Genomic DNA, 22,082 nt, shown 5'->3' with positions numbered 1-22,082 from the left:
TTGCCCGCCGCAGTCCACAAATCACTGTGCAAGTTTCCAGTTCCGTGCTTTCTGCCGGATATTCCAGAAGTTTTGATAGATTCCTTTTTGCTGAATCAAATCGGCATGAACACCTTTTTGTGCGATTTTTCCGTTATCCACCACTAAAATCTGATCGGCATCCCGGATGGTAGACAGCCGGTGGGCAATAACAATCAGCGTTTTGTTTTTTACTAAGGCGCTGATGGCCTGCTGCAAATGCACTTCATTTTCGGGATCAACACTGGCAGTAGCTTCATCAAGTAAGATAATCGGTGCATCTTTTAGCATGGCACGCGCGATAGAGATTCGTTGCTTTTCACCGCCGGATAAAGTAGAGCCGCCTTCTCCGATGACCGTATTGTATCCGTCTGGAAGCGCTGTGATAAAATCATGGCAACAGGCTTTTTTCGCGGCCTCCACAACTTGTTCATGTGTTGCTTCCGGGAATCCGAACTTGATATTATTCTCGATGGTATCGCGGAATAGATAGACATTCTGAAACACCATGCTCATATTCTTTAATAGGCTGTCGCAGGTAAACTCTTTGACATCGTGGCCGCCAACAGTAATGCTGCCGTCCTGTATATCCCAAAACCTGGCAATCAGTCGCGTAATCGTAGTTTTTCCGCTGCCAGAAGGACCGACAATCGCAGTCATGCTTCCCTGCGGAATGGAAAAACTCACGTCATTCAAAATCGGATTACCATTTTCATAGGCAAAGGAAACATGGTCAAAGGCAATATCAAAGGAATCCAAAGAGATGTCTTTGCCATTTTCATCAATTCTCTTTGCCTGCTTGATACGTTCTACCCGGTCAAGCGTGGAATCCAGCATACGAATTAACGTAGTCATCTGTCCCATGACCTCAAGGGGATTGAAGATGGTAAACGAGGCAAGCAGAATAACGGAAAGTCTTGCAAAGGTGAGTTCACCGCCAATAGCCAAGAGCCCTGCACAGAACATCATAATGCAGGCGCAAATGCGAAACACCAAAGAGTAGCTCATGTTCAGCGGTGTAAACACGCTTTCTACTTCATAGGCAGAATCCGCATTTTTTTCGTAAGCGTTTTCAATCTCACTGACATTCTTTTCACACATATTAAAGGATTTAACCACCGAAATCCCCTGCACATATTCCAGAGTGGCCGCAATCGCATCCGCCTGAATTGTTTGCCGTTTTTCGGACAGATCCTTTCCCTTTTTCTGCATATGGTTGTAGACCGGGAAAGAGAGAAAAATCCCCAGCAGGAATACAATTCCAATGCGCCAGTCGAAGGTCAGAACGCAAATCGCCATAACAATCATGGTCAAAACGCCAGATGTCACTTTGTCCAGAATATGCATGGAGTAGTTCTCCAGATAATTCAGGTCAGAGGTCATGGTGGCGGTCAGCTCGCCCATGCTGTGGTCGTGAAAAAAGCCCATCGGTACATTGCGGAGCCGGTCGCCCAAGGAGATTCGTTCCCGTGCCACAAATTCAAATCCTGCGGTACTTTGCAGGCGATACACGAGATATTTGAAAATGCTGCGCAGCACAAGTCCTCCTATAATCAGGGTAAGAACGATACCCCAAGTCTGGCCGGTAATTTCAAGGCCACTTTGTAATTGGTTTAATACGAAAAATACGGCAACGATTGGCAGAAGGCCAAACATGGATTCCAAAAAGCCGCAGAAAAAGCTGCCCCAAATTCGTTTTGATAGGTTGCCGCTCAAACGCAATACGCGACGGATGATTTTCAGCATGATTCGCTCACCTCCTGATTCATACTCCAGTCCATTGTGCTGATATGAGCTTTCCACATATCCAAGTAGGTTTCCGAACTGGTAAGAAGCTGCTCATGTGTGCCTCGTGAAGTAATCTGACCATCTTCAAGAACCAAAATCTGATCTGCATACATGACAGTAGAAAGCCTGTGGGCGATAACGATCAGTGTTTTACCTTTTGTCAGCTTATCAATGGAATGCTGCAATTTATCTTCATTTTCCGGGTCTGTGAAGGCAGTAGCCTCGTCCAGAATCACAATAGGTGCATTTTTCAAGATTGCCCTTGCTATGGCAAGACGCTGGCGCTCACCACCGGAAAGCCTTGCCCCGGCGTCACCGGCATTCGTATCGTAACCTTTGGGGAAACGTGCAATAAATTCGTCACATCCAGCCTGCGCAGCCGCCCACTCCACTTCCTTGTCAGTAGCGTCCGGTTTTCCAATGCGAATGTTGTCACGCAAGCTCATATTAAATAAGAAATTGTCCTGAGATACAAAACTGATTTTCTCTGTCAAATCGGAAAGGGAAAGTTCCCGGACATCTGTGCCGCCTACCAAAACCGCACCTGCATCGACATCCCAGAAACGGGCGATCAGCTTGGCAAGCGTAGATTTGCCTGAACCGGATGGCCCTACCAAAGCTGTGACCGTTCCCGCCTTTGCTGCAAAGGAAACGCCATGAATGACCTCACTGTCTCCATATCCAAAATGAACATCTTTCAGCTCCACATTCGCTCCAGTACTATGTTTTGGCTGTGTCGGCTCTGGCAGTTCCTCCATATCAAGAAGCGCTTGGATACGGGGTTGTACCTCTGCAACAACAGCAGTACTTTCCCAGAAATCCAAAAAGGTCTGTAAGGAACCTACAATAGCCATAGAAAGCAAAATGCACAAAATGAGTTCGGATAGGCTAACTGCACCGCCAGAAAAAAGCGCCATGCCAACCGGCAGGACAAAAGCGATAGAGGACGGTAAAACGGCCTGACTGATACTCATAAAAGGCCAGCAGTGTCTATACCATTTTGTTGTTACATCCCGTACTTTCAAAACGGAGGACTGAAACTGATCCATGGATGAGGCCGTTTGGTTAAACGCTTTGATGACCTCCATACCGTTCACATATTCCACTATCGTGGCATTCATATTGGCATTGGAAGCCATGTACTCCTTCATCATTTCGCCCCGGCCAATCAGCATACAGTAATAAATCACATTGCCAATAACGCCGGTGGCAAGAGCCGCCAGAGCCATGCGCCAATCAATCAAAAGCAGATATAAAATGACAAGGACAGGTACCAGTGTGCTTGCGATCATCTCAGGAATCGCATGGGCAATAGGTACTTCCAAACGATCTGCATCGTCCATGATAAGCTGCTTAAATTCACCGGAAGATTTACTCTGTACCGTACCCATAGATACTCTGGACATCTTTCGCATAACAGCAACACGGATATTTTTAATAATTTCATAGGCCACTTTGTGGGAGCACAAGGTAGATTTGGCATAGAGCCAATGTTTTAAGAAAAATCCGCACAGGGCAATTACAGGAAGCAGCACCGCCCATTCCATCGTCAGTTTGCTTTCCAAAGCAAATTGAAGCAACACCGCTACCGCAATATATGGAACAATTCCGAATATAGAAGATAGAACAGACAGAATAACGGAAAATGTTAGTTGCTGCTTTTTTGCACTGGTAAAGCGGAAAATCCCTTTGTAGGGAGATTCACGCTTCACTTTCTCTTTCTTCATATCGTTTCACCTGGCTTTCTTTAGAGGATTACACACATTCAGATACACACTTAGTTTATCAGGCCCTTTTTCGCTTTTGTAACCGAAGCCGGCAATTCCATACCCCAATCCGGCGGATTATTCTCGCACCTTGATTTTTTGCATTCGCTATGGTAATATTAAAGGCGGTTAGACATTGCTAACCCGTAAAGATGAAAGGAGGCGCATGACATGCCTTCAACTGTACATACGCCGATTTGCATACAGCACGACCTTCCAATCTCAGAAAGTGTCTGGGAAAAAGCATCCGCATTGCCCGAAAAAGGCTCGGGACGATGCAGAAAGGGTGCAAGCCAGCGTGTAGATACGCAGGAACTGTCTCCAGGGCTGTTTTTGCTCCACTCGGAGATGACATTCAACCGGGAGACAGAACTACGTGAAGAATATCCCGAAAGTGGAGTCCTTCAGCTTTCCTTTTGCCTGAATGGTTGTATGGAGTGGAATTTTGAAACGGGTAAAGGTGGACATTATGAGATTTCACCCACAGAGTGTAGCCTTCAGTGTGGGCGCTTTTCCAAGTGCTCCAGCTACTATAAGCCGGGAGAAACATATCGCACCCTTGGCATTGTTATGGAAAGAAATCGGTTTGCAGAATTGACAGAACAGTTAGAAACAGTCCATTTGATTTGCCCGGAACAGAAAATCTGTTCTCATGTGTTTCCTACTACATCCGAGATTCGATTGGTGCTGCAACATCTTGTCGATTGCCCTCCAGAACGGAAATTGAGGAAAATATACTTGGAAGGGAAAGTTTTGGAACTTTTGTCCCTGTTCTGCGATGAAGTCGTTGGGAAACAGAGTGGGGATAAAGAAATCTCAAGAGAAGATCATCGTTGCCTACAGAATGCAAGGGAAATGATCGACCATCATTTTCTCCATCCCCTTACCATCCAGCAGATCGCGCAGGAGTGTTTTTTGAGCGAAACAAAATTAAAGCAGGGATTCAAAACCTGCTTTAACTGCACCGTCTATGAATATATCGTGGAAAAACGTATGGAGATGGCTTATAGGCTGTTGCAGAAAGAGAGATACAAGGTGAAAGACGTTGTATGGATGGTAGGTTACAGCAATACAAGTCACTTCATAGAGGCGTTTAGGAAAAGATATGGAATTACACCGGGAGAACTATAAGTATTCCGTTCAACGATTTGAAAATGTCGGATTTATGTTCCTTTATCAAAGTAAAGTTAAGCTGTTGCAGAGTTATCTGACCTGCAACAGCTTTTTTGAATTATTTTATTTCCCTTCTGCCATTTGGAAGCACAAGAATTGTAGTATTAGTAGAGGGAGAATACGAGGATAGAGTTACGATAGCAAGCACAGCAAGCGAGTACCCGCTTGCGATTTTTGGCTTTAGGGAACCCCCTGCCCCTAAACACGAAAATTGCTTGCTGGGATAGTCCCAGACCCTTATAAGAAACGGAGGCGAAGCGGAATGGTAAACAGAAAGCGGAACATCCAGATGAAGTTCTGGGTGACGGAGGAGGGAGAAGCGGCTCATCGACGAGAAGATGGCGCAGCTCCCCACAAAGCGGTATGGGGCATATCTGCGGAAGATGGCGATTGACGGGTATATCATTCAGGTGGACACCACCGACATCAAGGAGATGACAAAGGCCCTGGGCTCCATCGGCCGGAACATCAATCAAATCGCCAAGAGGGTGAACGCCGGCGGCCCAACCTATCAAGCCGATATGGAGGAGATCCTGGAGAGATTGGAGCAGATATGGCAGTTACAAAGACGCATCCTATTAAGTCAACGCTGAAAGCGGCCATCGACTATATCTGCAATCCAGACAAGACGGACGGGAAGCTGCTGGTGTCCTCCTTCGGCTGCACCGTGGAGACCGCCGATATTGAATTTGCATGGACCCGCCGCCATGCCATCGACAAGGGCACGAACCTGGGCCGGCATCTCATCCAGGCGTTTGAGCCTGGGGAGGTCACGCCGGAGGAGGCCCACCGCATCGGCATGGAGCTGGCGCGGGAGGTCCTGGGCGGAAAATATGAGTTTGTCCTCACCACCCACATAGACAGGGATCACGTCCATAACCACCTGATTTTCAATGCGGTCAGTTTCCAGGATCACAAGCACTATCACTCCAATAAGCGGAGCTATCACTTCATCCGCCGCACCAGTGACCGGATCTGCAAAGAACATGGCCTGTCCGTCATCGTCCCCGGCCGGGACAAGGGCAAGAGCTACATTGAGCATCAGGCGGAACAGAACGGCACCAGCTACAAGGCGAAGCTGCGTGCCGCCATTGACCGGCTCCTGCCCGGCTGCTCTGACCTGGAGGACCTGCTCCGCCGCCTTCAGCGGGAAGGGTACGAACTGAAACGGGGCAAGTACATATCCGCCAGGGCTCCGGGCCAGGAACGGTTCACCCGATTGAAAACCCTGGGCGCCGATTATGCCGAGGAGGCCCTGACCGCCCGGATGGCCGGAAGGCCCAGCCCCTCCCGCCAGCCGCAGCAGCGCACCGGGAAGCCCAGCCTGCTCATCGACATCCAGAACAATCTCAAAGCCCAGCAGAGCGCCGGCTACAAGCATTGGGCGACTATCGAGAATTTGAAGCGGGCGGCGGAAACGCTGAACTTCCTGACGGAGCATGGTATTGGAAGTTTGGAGGATCTGTCCGAGCGGTGCGACGGGGCGGCGGCCGCCACCGCCAGGGTGAAGGCGGATCTCCGGGCAACGGAGAAGGAAATGGAGCGGCTGACCCTCACCATGAAGCACGCCGCCACCTACCGCCAGCTCCGTCCCCTGTATGACCAATATCGCCAGTCCAGGGACAAGGAAAAATTCCTCCGGGGGCATGAGGGGGAGATCATCCTGTTTGAGGCGGCGGCAAGAGAACTGAAACGCCTGGACGCCGTACCCCTGCCTGCCACCCAGCGGCTCCGGGCCGAGATGGACGAGCTCACCGCCAGGAAAGCCGCCCTGCAATCGGAATATAGAAAGGCCCAGCGGGAGGAACGGCAGTATGACACCCTCCGTCAGAATGTGGAGGCCCTACTGGAAAAGCCGAGGGAGGCCGAACCGCAGAGGCAGCGAAATAACGAGCTGGAATAGCGGAGGTTGTGCGCCTTTACCAGGCTTTTCAAAAGCCCCTGGGCGCGGTCAGATTTTCCCGGTATAATGGAGGCAGGAATGGAGGTGCCGCCAATGACGAGAACCGAAACCATCAAGGAATTTTTCAAGAAGGCAGTTTTGCCCGTCGCCATCGCCGGGCTGCTGTACTGCATTTTCAAATCCGCCTGCATCAGGAATGGAGAGCTGGATCTCCTCTGGCTCTGGATACTCTGCGGCCTGCCCTTCGGCATCCATCGGATGTGCGTCTGGATCGTGCCGGGCGGCGGCTCCCTGGGCGGCGGCGCCGCGCTGTTCGTGCTGAACTTCATCATCGGCGGCCTCATCGGGGGCTTCGTCCTGGTGTGGCGTCTGCTGGTGGCGGCGTGGTATGTGCCCCTCACCATCTACCGCCTGATCGTGGGATATTGAGATGGACAAATGATAGAGAGCCGGCTGGCATTGACCAGCCGGCTCTCCTCATGGTGTCCGCTCCAGAATAAATTTTGTTACCAGATCCGCATACTGTTCCAGCCGCACCATCAGCGCCAGGTGGCCGCCGGTCAGGTCGGTGACCACCGTGGGACTTGGCATCAGGGCGATCAGGTCCTCCCGGCAGGCCGGGGTGAAGGTGGTGTCGTCCTCGGACAAAATCAGCAGCACCCGCCCCTCCCACGGGGCAAAATCATTGCGGGTCATGCCAAAGTAGTGTTCTGCGTCACAGAGAAAGTCAATCATGTGCTGTTCATAGGGCTTGGTGAGCAGTTCCATCATAGCGCCGCACAGTTCCTCCATAGCGGCCTTTTCCTGGGCTGTAAAGCCATCGGTTTTCTTTTTCATCACCGCCCATCTCATCATCCGCTTGATGAGCGGAAACGGCAGGAAGGCAAGCCATTTTTTGAACTTCCGCTGGCTTTCGATTATCTTCATCAGATCCTGATACCCGGCCTTGCTCATGTTGCCGGACAGCGAGCAGGTGTTGGAGAGGACCAGCCCCTCCACCACTTCCGGGTGGCGGGAGGCGATGACCTGGGCCACTACGCCGCCCAGGGACTGTCCCACCAGCCAGACCTTTTCCTTCAGGTGGCGGAGTAGTTCAGCCACGGCATCGGCAAACTCGCCGTTGTCCCCGAACTGGAGCTGATAGTCAAAGGTCAGCACCGAAAAATCCCTGGCGAACCGGGCAAAGTGCTTATAAAACAGGTCGGACAGCCCAATGCCGCCCGTGAGCAGGACCAGCGTGGCTTTGGCCTGGGGATTTTGATAGTAGCGATAGGTAAAGAGTTTCCCGCTGCTGACCGTGAAGGCAGCGGTTGGATAAACCCGGCGAAATTCTGCAAGTGTCATGGAACTCCTCCTTTCAGATCCAGGTGAGCAGATACCCGTTGATTAAAGCAACAGCCAAAAACAGAAGAACTCCCCGCAGGAAAGCGTAAAAGTGTTTGCGGGGGTCCGCATATAATTCCGGACTTTCCTCGGTGCCGGAAAACCGCACCCGTTTTGTGTGCCGCCACCAAAGCAGGTCGATCACCAAAAAATCAAACAGATTCAGCGCCTGTCCTAAAAGCAGAGTGTTCAAAAAGTTGCCTGCAAAATATTCCTGCCGGGTGAGAAGCCCCATCGCAAACAGGAGCGCAGTAAACAAAAGCAGATTTCCAGCGAAGATGGCCGCAGGACCTCGCTGCCGAATATTTCCTGATAGCTCCGGGCGGGCTTTCACAATCTTCTGTACCTCGTCCGGGTAAGTAGAAAAATTACGGATGTTTTTCTCGTCGCTCCCGGTGCCCAGCCAGCAAAAAGCCCAAAACAAGGAACACAGGAGCATACCCTCTGCCAGCAGCATTTGAACCATCTTCCATCTCCCGATTTCTATTTTCCCTGCCGTTCTTTGTCCCAACGGGAACCCTTTTTGCAGATATAAAAGTCACAGCAGTCACCGCCGGCAGCCAGCGTTTTGGTACGGTAGAGCCGCCCACCCATCCAGTCGACGGACATCGTGTCCAGAGCGCATAGATAGGGAACCAGATGAGGAAGGCCCTCCTGTCGGCCCAGGGCACACAGACCGCACTGGTGGTAAAGGATCGTATATTCCTCTGCATCCCGGCCGAAGATGACCTCGGCATTCCACTGAAAGGGGTTCCTATCTGCATCCGCCAAAGATGCAGTCGCTGCTCGCTTATATTGAGCCTTCAAAGTAAATGCAGTCTTGGCTTTGCCCCGGAAGGCGGTCACAACCAGAGGAGAACGCATACTGGCACTTACCATGCCCTCAAAGCACTTTTCACTCATTTTTTCTTCTGCCGCCTTATAGATAGACAGCCATAGAATTCCACCAGTCAGGCAGACCCGCAACGGGTTTTCCATCATGGAGCCAATATCCGGGGTACGGGATACCATTTGCCGGTAAATCTGCTTAGAGAGCTGCTTCAACGCAGAAATATCCCATCCCAACTCCTGCCTTGCCAGATACCGAAATGCGGCAGGAGCGATGGCAGCCCACATCAGCCTTTCACAATATGTATAGGTCATGACAAACCTCCGTCTTACTTCCGCCCCACCAGCATCCGGGAGTCGCCCAGCATCATCATGCCCGCCCGCCGGCGGGAGCCGAAGACCTCCGTGGCCGTGTCGATGAGGCGCACGTCCTCATAGCCCATGTCCCGCAGCTTTTGGACAAAGGCATCCATGTCCCCGTACATTTTTGGCTTCATGTCATCGTTGAGCGCAAAGACGCCGCCCTTTTTCAGCACCCGCAGGGTCTCCAACAGCAGAGCCTGCTTGTCCGCACCCATTACATTGTGGTAGACATAGTTGCTCACCACGGCGTCGAAACTCTCATCAGGGAAATCCAGCTTGTTGGCATCCCCGTGCCGGAACGCACACCTGAAGCCGACGCCCTCGCTCTCGGCATTTTTCTCGCACATGGCCTGACCATAGCCGTAGGCCACACCCCAATAGTCCATGCCGGTGATTTGGGCGTCCGGCCAGGTGAGAGCCGCCCGTATGCTCAGTGCGCCGGAGCCGCATCCAACCTCCAGAAGTTGTCCCTGCCCGTCAAAATCCAGATGGGAGAGGACGACCTGATGGACCCGCTCCATCATTCCTCCGCCGCCGAAAGCGTACTGTTTCCGTATCCATGCACACCAGATCAGCAGGGCAAGCAGCGCCGCTGCGGCAACAGAGAACAGGATGCCGAGCGCGGCAATATGAAACATGGAAAAGGATAGCGCTGCCAGCACCGCCGACAGGGTCAACAGCCCACCGATCATGTAAAAAACCGGGTTAGACATCCAGCTTCCGTAGTCCTCGCCGTGGGTGCCGAGTCGGATTATTTTTTGTTGCTTTTGATGTTGTTTCATTTGAACCATCTCCTATCCTATCTTTTGCAATAACAGCCCCAATCCCGCCTGAGCCGCCGCCATGAGCGGGCACAGCAGCAGCGGCCATTGGAGCAGGTGCTCTGGCAGCGCATAGCCCTTCATCCAGTCTGTGAACTCATAGCCGGGATGTCCCTCTGTACCAGGGATCACAAAACGGTCTTTCGCTTTTTTCTGGATCAGCCACACATCCAGAAAAAGAAGATCGCCTATGTTGATCATCATCCACTGGATGTATCCCATCAGGGATAGACGCCAGAATCCGGTTGTCCCGCCCTCCACAGCGCTGACCGCACCATAAAGAAGGAGAGGCAGCAGCTCTCCAAAGCAGATCCAAAGCCAGTAAAAACGGTTTTCCTCTCTGGTAGGCGGACTGTTCGCCGCCTTGATGATGGCGGGCGGATAGCTGGGAAACATCAGCCGGGGCTGATACAGCGCCACCGTAGCGGCAAATAGGTTAAAGTAGGCCGCCATGGCAAGCCCGTCCAGGATGGTGCGCGTCCAGTTCATGGAAATTCTCCTGCCCTACTGCGTTTTTCATAAGGAACTCTCTGTTATGGATTTGCCCCGTATTCTACCGGATCGCCAGCGCACAGAGCCAGTGCTTTTTGGCGTCTTTATCCATGATGACCTTAGAAAAACCAGCCTCGGTGAGAAAACGGGCAAGCTGGTCTCCATTGTAGATTCTCATCCCATCAATGACAGAAAGCCATTTGTTGTCCTGGGAGTTTTCCCCGTCCGACTCATTGACGATTAAAAAAATGCCGCCCGGTTGCAGGGTGCGGTACACCTCCCGGAAACTCTCCACCGGGCCAGGCCAGAAATATACGGTTTCAAATGCGGTCGCCAGATCAAACGAACCATCCCCAAAGGGGAGGCGGGATACATCTCCCTGCAAAATCTGGCAGCGGCCGGCTTGCAGACCCTCACGATTGACCCTCTTAGCCTTTTCTACGGATATTTCTGAATAATCCAGAGCAGTAATAGTTGCAGCCGGATATTTTCGCAGAAGCGCCCGAATATTCCGACCGCCGCCGCAGCCCAGCTCCGCAATCTTGGCCGGACCTGTTTCCGGCAAATGACTAAGGCCCCAATCCGCGAGGGCGGCATGGGCATGGTTCATACTGCCCACCATACACTTGCCCAGCAAACCTTCCGGCTTGCGGGTATTATTGAAAAAAGCCTTCCATATCCCCATAACTGCCTCCAGAAGTTGAAATTTAGGTTAGCAAAGACTAACTATGTTCATTATACATCTTCCTACACGGAAACGCAACAGACAAGAGCGTTCTCTGACCATTTTGCGCTATGGAAATGTGGAAAACGGCCGCTCCGCCGATGGAAAACAGATATTCACGGCCCGATGGAAAAGCCGCCGGCTTTCCCACAGCCCGCAAACATCGTTTCCCACAGTTCCGCAAGCATGACCGTTTACGCACATTCCCACAGCGCCTACTACGGCGAATATCCTTCCCGTCCGATCCTGATTGAAAGAGAAAAAAGAGAACAAAAAAAGAAGCGGGAGCGTCACCCTCGGCCTAAACCGAAGGCGGCGCTCCCACTCTGTTATGGAAAAGTGTTCAAAACAGCCTCTTTGTCCCCCCTCAAATCAGAGGGAGAGGCCCACATGGGGAAATCATAAGGGCGGCTCCCGGAAAAGCCGCCACAGGCGATTTTTCAGCCCGTTTTCAACCCCTATTCCCGCATTTTTTCGAGCGTGCGGACTGGTAATGGGGACAGGCGATGAGGACTGCCCGGAAGCTCTGCTTGCAGGGATGGACACAACCCTTGCAGATCTTGTTATATCTGCGGCGGCCGTTCTCCCCGAGGAAGAAGGACCATTCCAGCCGCCACTTCTTGCTCCGGCTCACAGGTCATGCTCCGGGGGCTTCTTCTGCTGGGCCCTGTCCGGGGGCTTGCGCTCGCCGCACTCCCGTTTGGCCTCCGCCAGCCGCTCCCGGATGGAAGGGCGCTTCTCCGGGGCGCCCCTATGCGCTTCGCCCTGGGCCTTCTCCTGCTCCTCACCTTTGCGGCCGTTGTTCAGCACCCCGTCGATCATCCCGTAGTCGTCCTCCAGGGTCATCTCGGCGGTGCGGAGCGGGTTCTCCGGCTCCGCTGGCAGGGCGATGATCTGCCCGTTCAGGCTGATGAACTGCTCCGGCTGCTTGAAGTGCTCCGTGTACTTCTGCACCTGCTCCGGGGTCAGGGAGGTGAAGCTGTCCTCACTCAGCCCCACCACCAGGAAAGTGCCGGCCATGATGTCGTAAATCTCTCCATGCTCATCCCTCAGGCCCCGGTTCAGCTCCAGGCCGATGAGCTTGCCCTCATCGTTGCAGACCAGCCCCACCGGGTCGGAGAAGGGATAGGCGGTGGCAATGTCGCCGCCCACTTCCGCCTGTAACGAATGGAGGCCGGGGTCGATCTCCTTCACATAGGGCTCCTTCATCGGCTCCACCACCAGGACGGTCATCTTCTCCGGGGCGGCGTGCTCCTGGGCCTCCTCGCTGCGGATAGCGAAGGAACGGGAACCGTTGCCCATGATGAGGTACTTCCCATCGTCAGACTGATGGTGGAAGCCGTACCCGGCCGCCTCCATCTGCTCCCGGCTCATATCCGTCACATAGAAGGTGCCCCTGGGAGTCCGCACCGTTTCGCCGGTCTCCCGGTCATCCGGGGAGGGCGCCGGGGTCTGTCCGGCCAGCTCCGCCTCATACTCCCGGCCCGCCTGCTCCGCAAAGGCCAGCATCTCGTCCACATGGGACTTGTCCGGGTCCTCCAATGCCGCTTTGATTACAGCCGGATCAAAGTCAAGAAATTCCTCATAGCCGGTGGCGTCTTTGAATTTCTCAATCTCCGAAGGGAGATAGTCCTCCTGGGTCTGCCCCAGGGCGGCCAGCTTCTCATCCAGGGCGGAAATGCGGCCGGCCATCAGATTTTCGTAGATCTCCTCCTTGGCCGCGTGCTCCTCCGGGTGCTCGGCGGCATACTGCGGGTCGTGCTGGCGGAAGAACTCGTCCATATCGTAGGCGATGTCCATCGCCCATTCGGATTTTTCCTCCTCGGTCAACTCCTCCGCGTCCTGGAAGGTCATCACCCGGTATTCCTCCGGGATGCTGCCATGCTCCCCATCGTAATACTCATGGAAGCTGCTCCCGGTGTCCCGCACATACCCCAGGTCGGTGAACTCGCCGCCCTCCTCCAGGGCGACGTCCCGGCCGTAGGCCTCATAGTCGATGTAGTTCCGCAGGTGCTCCGGCACCTGCATGGCGTCCAGCTCCTCGATGTAATACCGGCCCAGGTCGTCGTGGTCGTGGATGTCGGGGTAAATGTCGTAGCAGTCCAGGTTCTCGGTCAGGTTGATGATCTCCTGCAAGCTGCCCGAATGGTCGCCGATCTCCATCGCCGCCTGGAACTGTTCGTACTCGCCCTGGCTCATCTCGTCCAGTTTGGAGGCCAGGTAGTTGAGCTCGTCCAGGTTCTCATACTCGCCCAGCTTGTCGTAGAGGCCGTCCACATAGCAGTCATAGTCAGTGATGAACCACTCCTCATAGGGCTGGCCGAAGTCATCCTTCTGCCCAATGCCGATCCGTTCAAACACCTTCTGCATCTCCTCTGGCGTGGTGGGGAACTTCACCCATTCGCCCACCAGGTCGCCCTCGTTGTACTTGCCCAGGTTGGTGATGAAGGCGGCAAAGGGATAATCCTTGTCATATTCATAATGGGGCATATACGCACCTCCTTACAGCTCCGGCTCAGACTTCCCCTTGCGGGGCGCCTGGGCCTTATTTTTGTTCCTGCACTCCTGTTTGCTCTGTTCCAGCCGCTCCCTGATGGAGGGCTTGCGGTCCGCCTGCTTCGCCTGGGGGCGGTCGTGCTGCCATGGGTCATCCGTGGGGAACAGATACCCCCGGCTGGTGAAGCACCCCCGGTCCTCCTCCAGGGCGCGCCGGCCGAAGGGGGCGGGGTCAATGGCGGCCCGGAGGTCGTCCGTCAGGCCGATGGTCAGTTTCTCCTCCAGGTACTCCCAGCCCAGGTCCTCCAGGGTCCGAACATGGGGCTCCAGCACGAAGCAGTCCACATTTTTCTCAAATTCCAGGAACTGCTCCGCCGTGGTCAGCCGATAGGGGGACTCCTGGACGGCGGCCAGAAGATCCCGGTCCTCCTGGGATAGGGCGGCAACGGCTTTCGCTACCGCCGCCAGCTCCTCCCGGCTCATGTTCTGTTCAGCGCCGCCCAGGGAAATATCCGGGATTGCTTTATCTGCCATTCACGCCCTCCTTCCGTTTGGGGAACTCCAATTTGAAGCGGACATACTTCTCGCCGGTATCGTCCAGCACCACCACCGCGTCATAGGCGGCGCCCTTCTTTTCAGACCACATCCCCTTGACGGAGGTGCGGCCCTTCTTCAAAAGGTCGCCGGCCATCTTTTTTGTCAGCTCCTTCTTGCGGGAGGTCCAGAAGCGGTCGTCCTTCCAAAGGACAAAGCGGCAGGCGCGGTCGGAGCAGTAAAAATTCTTCCTGCCCTCATAGACCGGCTTGCCGCAGCGGGGGCAGAGACCCACGGCCTCCCGCTCCGGGGCGAACAGCTTCTGGCCCTCCTCGGAGATGTGGGAATAGGTTTTCACCAGTTCCCGCGCCATGTCAGAGATCCCCGCCATGAAAGCGGCGGGATCGCCCTCACCCCTGGCGATGGCGGTCAGCTTCTGCTCCCACTCCGCCGTGAGCATGGGAGAGGTCAAAGTATCCGGCAGGACGGTGACCAGGTTGATCCCCGCCTTGGTAGGGATGAGGCTTTTCCCTTTGCGCTCCACAAACCCGGCCGCCACCAGCTTCTCCAGGATCGCCGCCCTGGTGGCCGGGGTGCCCAGGCCCTTGCGCTCGGCGTCCTCCGGCATCTCCTCTTTCCCGGCAGTCTCCATCGCCGCCAGGAGGGTGTCCTCCGTGTACGCCTTGGGCGGGGCGGTGAAGTGTTCGGTGACAGCGGCCTCCACCTGGTCAAAAAGTTGACCCTCGGTGAAGTCCGGCAGAGCGGCGGGTTCCGCCTCGCCCTCCGGCTGCTCCTTCAGGGAAGCGCGGAAAATGTGGTCGATCTCACGCCAGCCCTCGGAGAGGATGCGCCGCCCCTTGGCGGTGAAGGTCTGCCCGCCGCAGGTAAAGGTCGCCGTCACCGCCTCGTACACATAGGGCTCCGCAACCGCGCACAGCAGCTCCCGGCACACCAGCAGAAGGATATTGCGCTCACCCACGGGCAGTTCGGACAGGTCCGCCTTCTCCAGCTCCAGCGTGGGGATGATGGCGTGGTGGTCGGACACCTTCTTGTCATTTACCAGCAAGGACACATCCGGGAAGAACTCCCGCACCCGTCAAAGGGCGGTACCTTGGCCGCCAGGTGGAGGACCACCGAAGCGGTCTCCGCCATGTCGGCGGTCAAAAACCGGCTGTCCGTCCGGGGATAGGTCAGCAGCTTTTTCTCATAGAGGGATTGTGCGTAGTCCAGCGTCTGTTTCGCCGTGTAGCCGAAGATGCGGTTGGCCTCCCGCTGGAGGGTGGTCAGGTCGTAGAGCCTGGGCGGTGCCTCTTTCTTCTGTTCACGGGTGACGGAAGCGCAGACTGCCTCCGCGCCGGCACAGGCCGCCCTCAGGGCCTCCGCCTCCTCCGGGGCGGCGATCTTCTCCGACACCGCCTCGGCCCCGCCCAGGGTCAGGCGCACATGATGGTATTTCTCTTTGCGGAACATTGTGATTTTGCTGTCCCGGTCCACCAGCATGGCAAGGGTGGGGGTCTGCACCCGCCCCACATTCAGGGTGCGGTGGTAGAGGACAGAAAAAAGTCTTGTGGCGTTGATCCCAATGAGCCAGTCTGCTTTCTGGCGGCAGAGGGCGGACTGGTACAGCGGGTCATACTTCGCGCCGGGGCGCAGGTCCTGGAAGCCCTCCCGGATCGCCGCGTCCTCCATGGAAGAGATCCACAGACGGGAGAAGGGCTTCTGGCATCCCGCCATCTCATAGGCCAGCCGGAAGATGAGCTCGCCCTCCCGCCCGGCGTCGCAGGCGTTGACCAGCTCGGTGACGTCCTCTCGCTCCATGAGGTGCTTCAAGTTCTGGAAGGCGTCCTCCTTGCCCTTCGCCAGCACATAGCGGAAGGGCTCCGGCAGGATGGGAAGGTCATCATACTTCCATTTCTTATAACCAAGGTCGTACCCGGCTGCGTCCATCGGGGACACCAAATGCCCCACGCACCAGGAAACGATGAGCCCATTTCCTTCAAAACAGCCATCGGCCCTGGATGTGACACCCAGGGCCGACGCGACGGCTTTTGCAACACTCGGTTTCTCACAGATCACCAGCTTCATTTCGTATCCTCCATTTCTTCCTCCGGTTCCGGTTCGTCCTCGTTGATATACTCCTCCTCATCCGCAAAATCATAGTCGTCCGGGTCTGCGCTGACCTTGGACGCCTGCTTGGGACGGATAAACTTGATATAGGCGAAGGCTCCGCCGCCGCCCAGCACCACCAGCGCCAGGACCAGCGCCAGGGCGCCCATGCCCCCGGACTTCTCCGCCTCCGGCTCCGGTTCGGGTTCCGGCTCCGGCTCCGCGCCGGCGCACTCGGCCATATTCACCGCGCACACCTCGCAGGAGGTGTTCACCGCCCCGGCCTGGCATTTCTCCGTACAGGTGCAGACCGCCGGCGCCTCCTGAGCCTCGCCATCCTCCATCAGTGCCAGGAGGTCCGCCTCGTCCACCTGGTTCAGGAAGTGGACGGTCTGCGCCCCCTCGTCATCCCGGTCGATGATGAGATAGAACACGTTGCCGCCCTTTGTCTCCACCGTGATGAACTGCTTGCCGGAGGATGTCCCGCCCAGGTCGTCAATGAGGGACAGGTTCCCATCCGGGGTCAGGGCTGCCCCTCCGCCCCCGGAGAGGCCGGAGGCGAACAGCTCCAACAGGGCGGAGAGGTCCGTCCCGTCCAGGGAGAGGGAGAAGCTGCCCGTGTCCGTGATGGTCAGGTAGTCGGAATGAACATAGCCCTCCCGCTCCGGCAGAAGCACCTTGACCCATTCGCCCTCGGTGCCGATGACTTCCACCTGCGCCCCGTTGGGAAGCTGGGTGAAAGCGTCATTGTCCAGCCCTGCGCCGGTGCGGACATTCAGATTGCCGCCGCAGGTGGTCACGGTGCCGGTGCGCAGGGGCTCCAGCCCCTCCAGGTTGGGGGTGAACAGGATACCATCCTCGGTGACTGTCACGGTTCCCAGGCTGCCCAACAGTTCGGTGAGCTGGTCCAGGGTGTCACCGCCGGTCTCCGCATTATCGCCGCCGGCAGTATCTTCATCATCGGAAACCGTAATTTCCGGGGTCCCGTCATCCTCCGTGAGGTCTGCCTCCATTTCGGTGTAGTAGGGTTCGCCCTCCCCACCGCCGGCGAAAGCGGGGACAGCAAAGGCCGTGGCACAGAGCGCCACGGCCAGGGCCGCCGTAAACAGGCGGATGATCTTCTTATTCTTCATACTCGGTATCCTCCATCTCATTCTCGCCGGGGTCCGCCGCGGCCTCCGCCTCCATCATGCCCTCCGGCAGGGTGATGAGGCCGCTGGCGTAGGCCTTCAGGAAGGCCGTCAGTTCCCGGTTGTCCATCTTCACCGCCTTGACCATGCGGACGATCTCCAGGTTCTCCTCCTCGGTGAGCTGGGCCTCCAGGGCGCGGAGGCGCTTCTGCTGCTCGGAGATTTTCTCCTTGGTCTTTTCAATGTCACGGCGGATCTTCTCAACAGTTGCCATGTGTGCAAAACTCCTTTCCATATCGTTCTTTCCATGAATAGTTACGGCCCAGGCCCTGGACCGTTTTCAAATTGGGGCGGGCGTTGTCCTCCAGGGCGATGGCCCTTCGGAACAGGTCCGGGTGGTGGTCCCGCAGGTGGATGATCTCCTCCGCCCTCATGCTGGGGCAGAAGAAGCAGGAGGATTTGCCCGGCTGGGGCAGACCCGCATTTTCAATGGCCTGCATACACGCTGCCCGGTCCCATCCCCATTCCATCAGGGGATACCACTTGCTGTACTTGGGGTCGGCCAGGTCGCCCAGCAGCACCTTGTCGCTGCGGTAGCCCTCGCCGGCGTCGTAGCCGATGAATTTCACCACCCGCTTGCCCGCTGCCCATACCTTTTGGCAGGGCAAATAGTGATTGCAGAACTTTTCCTGCGGCCCGATCTTGTGTTTCAGGGAACACCGCTTGAAGCCGTAGGCGATGGAGGGCAGGGTGCCGCTCTGCAAGCACTCCTGCTCCAGGGTCAGCCGCTTGCTGTCCCGCGTGGTCTTGTAGACTCTGGTGATGGGCGGCATCCCGTGGCCCTTCAGCCAGCGGTCCATAATGTCCAGGTAGGCATAGGTGTGGGGATGCTCCGCCCCGGTATCCGCAAAGAGGATCAGGTCCACCGGGATGCGGTGCTGGTGCAGGCCGATCAAAAGGGCGGTGCTGTTGACACCGCCCCCGTAGGAAACCATATTGATGCTTTACCACCTCCCATCAGTTGTACGGCGGCCGGCCGTAGGCATAAAAGTGAGACTGCCAGTAGCTGGTGTTCAAATTGGTGTAGGAAATCGGGTCTCCGCAATGCAGCATCATCCCGTCGCCCACATAAATACCCACATGGGAGATACCGCTGGTGTCATAGGTGCCCACAAAGAACACCAGGTCGCCCGGCTGGGGGTCGGATACCGGCGTGGAGATATTGTAGAGCCCCTGGGCGCCCAGCCGCCCGGTGTTACAAAGCCCGGTGCTGGTCAGCACATAGCTGACGAAGCCTGAACAGTCAAACGATGTCTCCGGGCTGCTCCCGCCCCACACATAGGGGTATCCCAGGTATTTCTCCGCCTCGGTGATGAGGGTGGCAAACCGTTCATCCGTCAGGTACTCGGCGGGGATGTCCCAGGCCGTAGGTGGGTTCTCGATGTACTTGCCCACATATCCGGAGGATGGGAACAGATCCGGCCGGTTGCCCAGGGTGGACATATACACGGCATACATGGAAAGCTGATCCTCGCCCATGATGTAGACCGGCACATGGGAGAGGTCAAAATTTTCCAGTGTGACGGTGCAGATATACCAGGTGTATGGCACCTCCACTTCGTACTCGTTGCCCTCGCTGTCTGTCCGGGTTTCCGTCCGATACCTTGTTTCGGTGGTCACAGTTTCAGTGAGGATGTACTGCTTGTCAAAGAGCATTTCCAGGTCGCTTTGCACCTCGTCCAGGGTAAACACCCCTTCGTGGAGCGCCGACAGGATGGACAGCAGCACATAAGGGTCATGCTCGATCTCGTCCAGGTCAAAGTGATATTCGTCATAGTCGTGGGTAGCCTCGTAGGTATCCAGGTATTCTTGAAGCTCCGCCTCCATCCCGCAATAGGCGGCCTCGGCCCCGGTCAGGTCCGCGTCCTCGGAGAGATAGGAAGACGCCACCAGGCCGGAAGTCCCGCCCCCGAACATGGAGGTACAGGACTGCATCAGCCCCATGATGAGCATGAGGATCAAGCCGATCCCTCCCACAATGAGAAGGGTGTGTTTGTTCTTCGCCACAAGCCCGCCCAACTTCTGGGCGATGGTCCCGCCGCCCTTCTTTGCGGCGGAGGCGGCGGTCTGGGACGCCTTGCCCGCGGCCTGGACCGCGCCGGTCCCTGCCCGGTGGGCGGCGGCGTACTGCTTTTGCAGGCGCTTCTTCTGCCACAGCCGGGAGATGGGATTGCTGGACGCAAGCTGGGGGTTCTCCATAACGGACTTCTGCCAATAGAAATCCGCATTGGCCTTCACCGCTACCTGCTCCGCTTTTGATACATCCCGCCAGGGTTTCAGCTTACAGTTCGCACGCGCCTGGTGGAAGCGGCGGCCGCCATAGCCCACGGCCTTCTCGATCTGCCGCTCCCCCAGGTGGCCGGCCTGGACGCCGGAGTTGTCGCCCTCCACCTTGCTCACCTCGCCGTGGAGGGTGGACTTGACCTCCTGCACCGGCCGGGATAAGGGATTGCCATGCTCCTTGCCGGGAGGCTTCACGGGGACGGCGGCCTTTGCCGCGTCCAGCTTATCCGCCGCCTTGTCGGACTTTCGGACAGCCTTTTTCAGCTCCGGCGCCGCCCGGTCTGCCTCGGAAAACTGCAAACGGGAGGAAGGGCGGTCCCTGGCCGCCTCCCCCTCCCGGAAGGTGTCGCGCCGCTTGCGCCGCGCCTTTTTCGCCTGTCGGCGTTCCCGGTGTCCCACCACCTCGTCCGCCGCCCGGTTCAATGCCCCTGCCGTTTCATCCGCAGAAGAATAATCCTGCTCCGGGGGACGGTCTGAAATATGGGTGGCCTCGCCGGTCACCAGGTTCACCGAAATGGCCCCGTCACGGGTCATCTTCTGGGCCTCCTTCTCGGAGGCTTTCCATTCCTGCATTTATCCGTCACCTCCTCCATAGGGGCAGATGCTGGCGCACGCCCCGGTCTCAATCGCCGCGATATAGTGAAAAATGGGATAGGCCTGGGGCGGGCAGACTGCGTTGCCCAGGGTTTTCAGGCGCAGGGCCCGGTCCTTCGTGTCATCAGTTATGCGGGGGACATCTGCGGGTTCCTCTCGCCAGAGGATACGGCCGTCCATCCTTTCGGGAAGCCCATGAGCCATTCCACCCAATCCGGGTTCAGTGCCGCCTTCTCCGACAGGGGCTGCTCCTGGTGGATCACCTGGGCCGACAGGTTGCTGGACGGGGACTTGCCCTGGAAGGCCGTGGGTTTCAGGGTGGAGCGGTAGCCCTCCGACGCCGCCGGCGTCAGGTAGAACACCGCCGCCGAAAGGCTCAGGCTCCAGATCGTCCCATCCCTGTTCCGCTTGCGGAAGATCCCATTGTCCGACAGGTACACATCCAGGTTTGCCGCGTCCCTGCAGGTGGATTTGTCGGAGGCAAGGGGTGTGGGAAACATCAGCCGCGACGATAAAAGTTCGCTGGCGCTCATGCCACGCGCCGACGCCGCAAGCCGGAAATACGAATGGGAGAACAGCGTATCCCGCTTTTGCCAGGTCAAAAATCGTTTTGTCGAGCCCCATATTGATGAAGCCAGCAACATTTTCCCCAAGCACCCAATGGGGCCGCAGTTCGGCAATAACGCGGCACATCTCCGGCCACAGGTAGCGTTCATCCGCAAAGCCCCGCCGCTTTCCGGCGGTGGAGAAGGGCTGGCAGGGGAAGCCGCCGGAGATGATGGTGACTGTTTCAAGTCCTGTTTTCTCAAAAAACGCCTCCTTCGTGAATGTGGTGATGTCCCGGAACTTCGGCACGTCCGGCCAGTGCCGCTCCAGGACGGAATAGGGGGAGTCCGCCCATTCACACTGGCAGACGGTCTCGAACCCGGCCGCCTCCGCCGCCAGGTCCAGACCGCCGATGCCGGAGAACAGGCTCACATGGGTCAGTCGCTCCATACCTCGTCCCCTTCAAGATCGCCTTCGTCCTGGGGCTCCTCCACATCCTCCAGGCGGACCAGGTTATGGCGGCGGATGATGGACTCCTCCAGGACGTCCTGGGCGGCATTGCTGTCCTCCGGGAGGCCCAGGCTGCGGAAGAGCTTTTTCAGCACCTTTTCATAGCCGCCGGCCTTTTTCTTCAGCCGGAGGAAGTCCTTCTCCGTTTCCGCCTCGGACAGGCGGCGGGCCAGCGAATAGTAGAGGACGATCAGGTGGTGGATGTCGCCCACCAGCATACGGAAGCCGTAGCCGGGGATGATGTACTCATCCTTATATTTCTTGGGCTTCGGCTCCTCCACGGGCACCGGGGTGGCCTCCGCCAGCTCCTTTGCCATAAGGTCCTTCAGGTCCTTCGGGTCGCCGAATACCAGGTAGCGGCCGGGGATGCCCCAGCCCTGGAATTTCTCCTCGGCGATCTCGCCGTAGCGCTTCGCCGCGTCCAGCACATGGAACACGTCCTCCTCGTCCTTGATCCGGCCCGCCAGGAAGGCGAGCTGGTGGAGAAGGCCGTACAGGTGGACCTCATCGTTGATGTGGTTGAGATAGGTCTTGCCCTCGATAATGTAGATCTTGTTTTTCATA

The 22,082-nt window shown here is 56.5% G+C and carries 18 protein-coding genes and 4 pseudogenes; 4 read left to right on the top strand and 18 right to left on the bottom strand.

Annotated features, from left to right (window positions below; translation table 11 throughout):
- Window positions 1–21: 21 nt before the first annotated feature.
- Window positions 22–1,764 (bottom strand): ABC transporter ATP-binding protein, encoded by a 1,743-nt coding sequence (locus tag B5E42_RS08375; protein WP_087238591.1) that lies wholly within the window; start codon window positions 1,762–1,764, stop codon window positions 22–24.
- Window positions 1,758–3,533: an ABC transporter ATP-binding protein gene (locus B5E42_RS08370; protein ID WP_087238589.1), complete on the bottom strand. Its 1,776-nt coding sequence runs from the start codon at window positions 3,531–3,533 to the stop codon at window positions 1,758–1,760. Before B5E42_RS08370 ends, B5E42_RS08375 begins: the two co-directional genes overlap by 7 nt.
- 210 nt (window positions 3,534–3,743) lie before the next feature.
- Between B5E42_RS08370 and B5E42_RS08365 the strand changes: the two genes are divergently transcribed.
- The 4 genes and pseudogenes from B5E42_RS08365 to B5E42_RS08350 all read left to right on the top strand — a co-directional run bounded on the left by B5E42_RS08365 (window position 3,744) and on the right by B5E42_RS08350 (window position 7,077).
- Window positions 3,744–4,703 (top strand): AraC family transcriptional regulator, encoded by a 960-nt coding sequence (locus tag B5E42_RS08365; RefSeq protein WP_087238587.1) that lies wholly within the window; start codon window positions 3,744–3,746, stop codon window positions 4,701–4,703.
- 304 nt (window positions 4,704–5,007) lie between these two features.
- A pseudogene (gene mobC, locus B5E42_RS08360) lies at window positions 5,008–5,338 on the top strand (plasmid mobilization relaxosome protein MobC).
- Window positions 5,299–6,648, top strand: a complete 1,350-nt coding sequence (locus B5E42_RS08355; RefSeq protein ID WP_087238585.1) for a relaxase/mobilization nuclease domain-containing protein — start codon at window positions 5,299–5,301, stop codon at window positions 6,646–6,648. The pseudogene mobC and the gene B5E42_RS08355 overlap by 40 nt, the downstream one beginning before the upstream one ends.
- A gap of 93 nt (window positions 6,649–6,741) precedes the next feature.
- Window positions 6,742–7,077, top strand: coding sequence for a DUF6050 family protein (locus B5E42_RS08350; protein WP_087238582.1), 336 nt, complete (start codon window positions 6,742–6,744; stop codon window positions 7,075–7,077).
- A 48-nt stretch (window positions 7,078–7,125) separates the two neighbouring features.
- On the opposite strand, the gene B5E42_RS08345 is transcribed toward B5E42_RS08350, so the two are convergent.
- The 16 genes and pseudogenes from B5E42_RS08345 to B5E42_RS08270 all read right to left on the bottom strand — a co-directional run bounded on the left by B5E42_RS08345 (window position 7,126) and on the right by B5E42_RS08270 (window position 22,081).
- Complete coding sequence (locus B5E42_RS08345) at window positions 7,126–7,992, bottom strand: alpha/beta hydrolase (protein WP_087238580.1); 867 nt, start codon at window positions 7,990–7,992, stop codon at window positions 7,126–7,128.
- A gap of 13 nt (window positions 7,993–8,005) precedes the next feature.
- A complete protein-coding gene (locus B5E42_RS08340) occupies window positions 8,006–8,497 on the bottom strand; it encodes a hypothetical protein (protein WP_021661275.1) in 492 nt (163 codons plus the stop codon).
- A gap of 17 nt (window positions 8,498–8,514) precedes the next feature.
- Window positions 8,515–9,174: an L-2-amino-thiazoline-4-carboxylic acid hydrolase gene (locus B5E42_RS08335; protein ID WP_204244393.1), complete on the bottom strand. Its 660-nt coding sequence runs from the start codon at window positions 9,172–9,174 to the stop codon at window positions 8,515–8,517.
- Window positions 9,175–9,188: 14 nt separating this feature from the next.
- Window positions 9,189–10,004 carry a methyltransferase domain-containing protein gene (locus B5E42_RS08330; protein ID WP_087238578.1) on the bottom strand — a complete coding sequence of 272 codons (816 nt, stop codon included), beginning with the start codon at window positions 10,002–10,004 and terminating at the stop codon, window positions 9,189–9,191.
- 12 nt (window positions 10,005–10,016) lie between these two features.
- Window positions 10,017–10,532 carry a hypothetical protein gene (locus B5E42_RS08325; protein ID WP_087238576.1) on the bottom strand — a complete coding sequence of 172 codons (516 nt, stop codon included), beginning with the start codon at window positions 10,530–10,532 and terminating at the stop codon, window positions 10,017–10,019.
- 64 nt (window positions 10,533–10,596) lie between these two features.
- Window positions 10,597–11,220 carry a class I SAM-dependent methyltransferase gene (locus tag B5E42_RS08320; RefSeq protein ID WP_087238574.1) on the bottom strand — a complete coding sequence of 208 codons (624 nt, stop codon included), beginning with the start codon at window positions 11,218–11,220 and terminating at the stop codon, window positions 10,597–10,599.
- Between the two features lie 669 nt (window positions 11,221–11,889).
- On the bottom strand, window positions 11,890–13,749 hold the full coding sequence (locus B5E42_RS08310) for an antirestriction protein ArdA (RefSeq protein WP_087238570.1): 1,860 nt from the start codon (window positions 13,747–13,749) through the stop codon (window positions 11,890–11,892).
- 12 nt (window positions 13,750–13,761) lie between these two features.
- Window positions 13,762–14,289: a hypothetical protein gene (locus B5E42_RS08305; RefSeq protein WP_025654209.1), complete on the bottom strand. Its 528-nt coding sequence runs from the start codon at window positions 14,287–14,289 to the stop codon at window positions 13,762–13,764.
- A pseudogene (locus B5E42_RS08300) lies at window positions 14,279–16,374 on the bottom strand (DNA topoisomerase 3). Before B5E42_RS08300 ends, B5E42_RS08305 begins: the two are co-directional and overlap by 11 nt.
- Window positions 16,371–16,922, bottom strand: a pseudogene (locus B5E42_RS20040) (DUF4366 domain-containing protein); the annotation flags it as partial. The pseudogenes B5E42_RS08300 and B5E42_RS20040, both read right to left, overlap by 4 nt.
- Window positions 16,923–17,039: 117 nt before the next feature.
- A pseudogene (locus tag B5E42_RS20035) lies at window positions 17,040–17,408 on the bottom strand (SH3 domain-containing protein); the annotation flags it as partial.
- Window positions 17,409–17,517: 109 nt separating this feature from the next.
- Window positions 17,518–17,799: a DUF4315 family protein gene (locus B5E42_RS08290; RefSeq protein ID WP_071430338.1), complete on the bottom strand. Its 282-nt coding sequence runs from the start codon at window positions 17,797–17,799 to the stop codon at window positions 17,518–17,520.
- A complete protein-coding gene (locus B5E42_RS08285) occupies window positions 17,786–18,526 on the bottom strand; it encodes a phosphoadenosine phosphosulfate reductase (protein WP_087238566.1) in 741 nt (246 codons plus the stop codon). Before B5E42_RS08285 ends, B5E42_RS08290 begins: the two co-directional genes overlap by 14 nt.
- A gap of 16 nt (window positions 18,527–18,542) precedes the next feature.
- Complete coding sequence (locus tag B5E42_RS08280) at window positions 18,543–20,441, bottom strand: C40 family peptidase (protein ID WP_087238564.1); 1,899 nt, start codon at window positions 20,439–20,441, stop codon at window positions 18,543–18,545.
- Window positions 20,442–21,458: a DNA cytosine methyltransferase gene (locus B5E42_RS08275; RefSeq protein WP_087238561.1), complete on the bottom strand. Its 1,017-nt coding sequence runs from the start codon at window positions 21,456–21,458 to the stop codon at window positions 20,442–20,444. It abuts the gene before it with no gap.
- Window positions 21,446–22,081, bottom strand: coding sequence for a hypothetical protein (locus B5E42_RS08270; protein WP_087238559.1), 636 nt, complete (start codon window positions 22,079–22,081; stop codon window positions 21,446–21,448). The genes B5E42_RS08275 and B5E42_RS08270 overlap by 13 nt, the downstream gene beginning before the upstream one ends.
- Window position 22,082 lies beyond the last annotated feature (1 nt).

Origin of the sequence: Flavonifractor sp. An10, from assembly GCF_002161215.1 — a bacterium.
GTDB classification, from domain to species: Bacteria; Bacillota; Clostridia; order Oscillospirales; family Oscillospiraceae; genus Flavonifractor; species Flavonifractor avistercoris.
This window is presented reverse-complemented; position numbering and strand designations above follow the sequence as displayed.

Excerpts from the sequence above, each read along its gene's own strand:
- B5E42_RS08320 (WP_087238574.1), bottom strand. The coding sequence starts at position 11,220 with ATGGGGATATGGAAGGCTTTTTTCAATAATACCCGCAAGCCGGAAGGT.
- B5E42_RS08365 (WP_087238587.1), top strand. The coding sequence starts at position 3,744 with ATGCCTTCAACTGTACATACGCCGATTTGCATACAGCACGACCTTCCA.
- B5E42_RS08335 (WP_204244393.1), bottom strand. The coding sequence starts at position 9,174 with ATGACCTATACATATTGTGAAAGGCTGATGTGGGCTGCCATCGCTCCT.
- B5E42_RS08370 (WP_087238589.1), bottom strand. The coding sequence starts at position 3,533 with ATGAAGAAAGAGAAAGTGAAGCGTGAATCTCCCTACAAAGGGATTTTC.
- B5E42_RS08280 (WP_087238564.1), bottom strand. The coding sequence starts at position 20,441 with ATGCAGGAATGGAAAGCCTCCGAGAAGGAGGCCCAGAAGATGACCCGT.
- B5E42_RS08350 (WP_087238582.1), top strand. The coding sequence starts at position 6,742 with ATGACGAGAACCGAAACCATCAAGGAATTTTTCAAGAAGGCAGTTTTG.
- B5E42_RS08330 (WP_087238578.1), bottom strand. The coding sequence starts at position 10,004 with ATGAAACAACATCAAAAGCAACAAAAAATAATCCGACTCGGCACCCAC.
- B5E42_RS08305 (WP_025654209.1), bottom strand. The coding sequence starts at position 14,289 with ATGGCAGATAAAGCAATCCCGGATATTTCCCTGGGCGGCGCTGAACAG.
- B5E42_RS08355 (WP_087238585.1), top strand. The coding sequence starts at position 5,299 with ATGGCAGTTACAAAGACGCATCCTATTAAGTCAACGCTGAAAGCGGCC.
- B5E42_RS08325 (WP_087238576.1), bottom strand. The coding sequence starts at position 10,532 with ATGAACTGGACGCGCACCATCCTGGACGGGCTTGCCATGGCGGCCTAC.
- B5E42_RS08275 (WP_087238561.1), bottom strand. The coding sequence starts at position 21,458 with ATGGAGCGACTGACCCATGTGAGCCTGTTCTCCGGCATCGGCGGTCTG.
- B5E42_RS08310 (WP_087238570.1), bottom strand. The coding sequence starts at position 13,749 with ATGCCCCATTATGAATATGACAAGGATTATCCCTTTGCCGCCTTCATC.
- B5E42_RS08290 (WP_071430338.1), bottom strand. The coding sequence starts at position 17,799 with ATGGCAACTGTTGAGAAGATCCGCCGTGACATTGAAAAGACCAAGGAG.
- B5E42_RS08375 (WP_087238591.1), bottom strand. The coding sequence starts at position 1,764 with ATGCTGAAAATCATCCGTCGCGTATTGCGTTTGAGCGGCAACCTATCA.
- B5E42_RS08340 (WP_021661275.1), bottom strand. The coding sequence starts at position 8,497 with ATGGTTCAAATGCTGCTGGCAGAGGGTATGCTCCTGTGTTCCTTGTTT.
- B5E42_RS08270 (WP_087238559.1), bottom strand. The coding sequence starts at position 22,081 with ATGAAAAACAAGATCTACATTATCGAGGGCAAGACCTATCTCAACCAC.
- B5E42_RS08345 (WP_087238580.1), bottom strand. The coding sequence starts at position 7,992 with ATGACACTTGCAGAATTTCGCCGGGTTTATCCAACCGCTGCCTTCACG.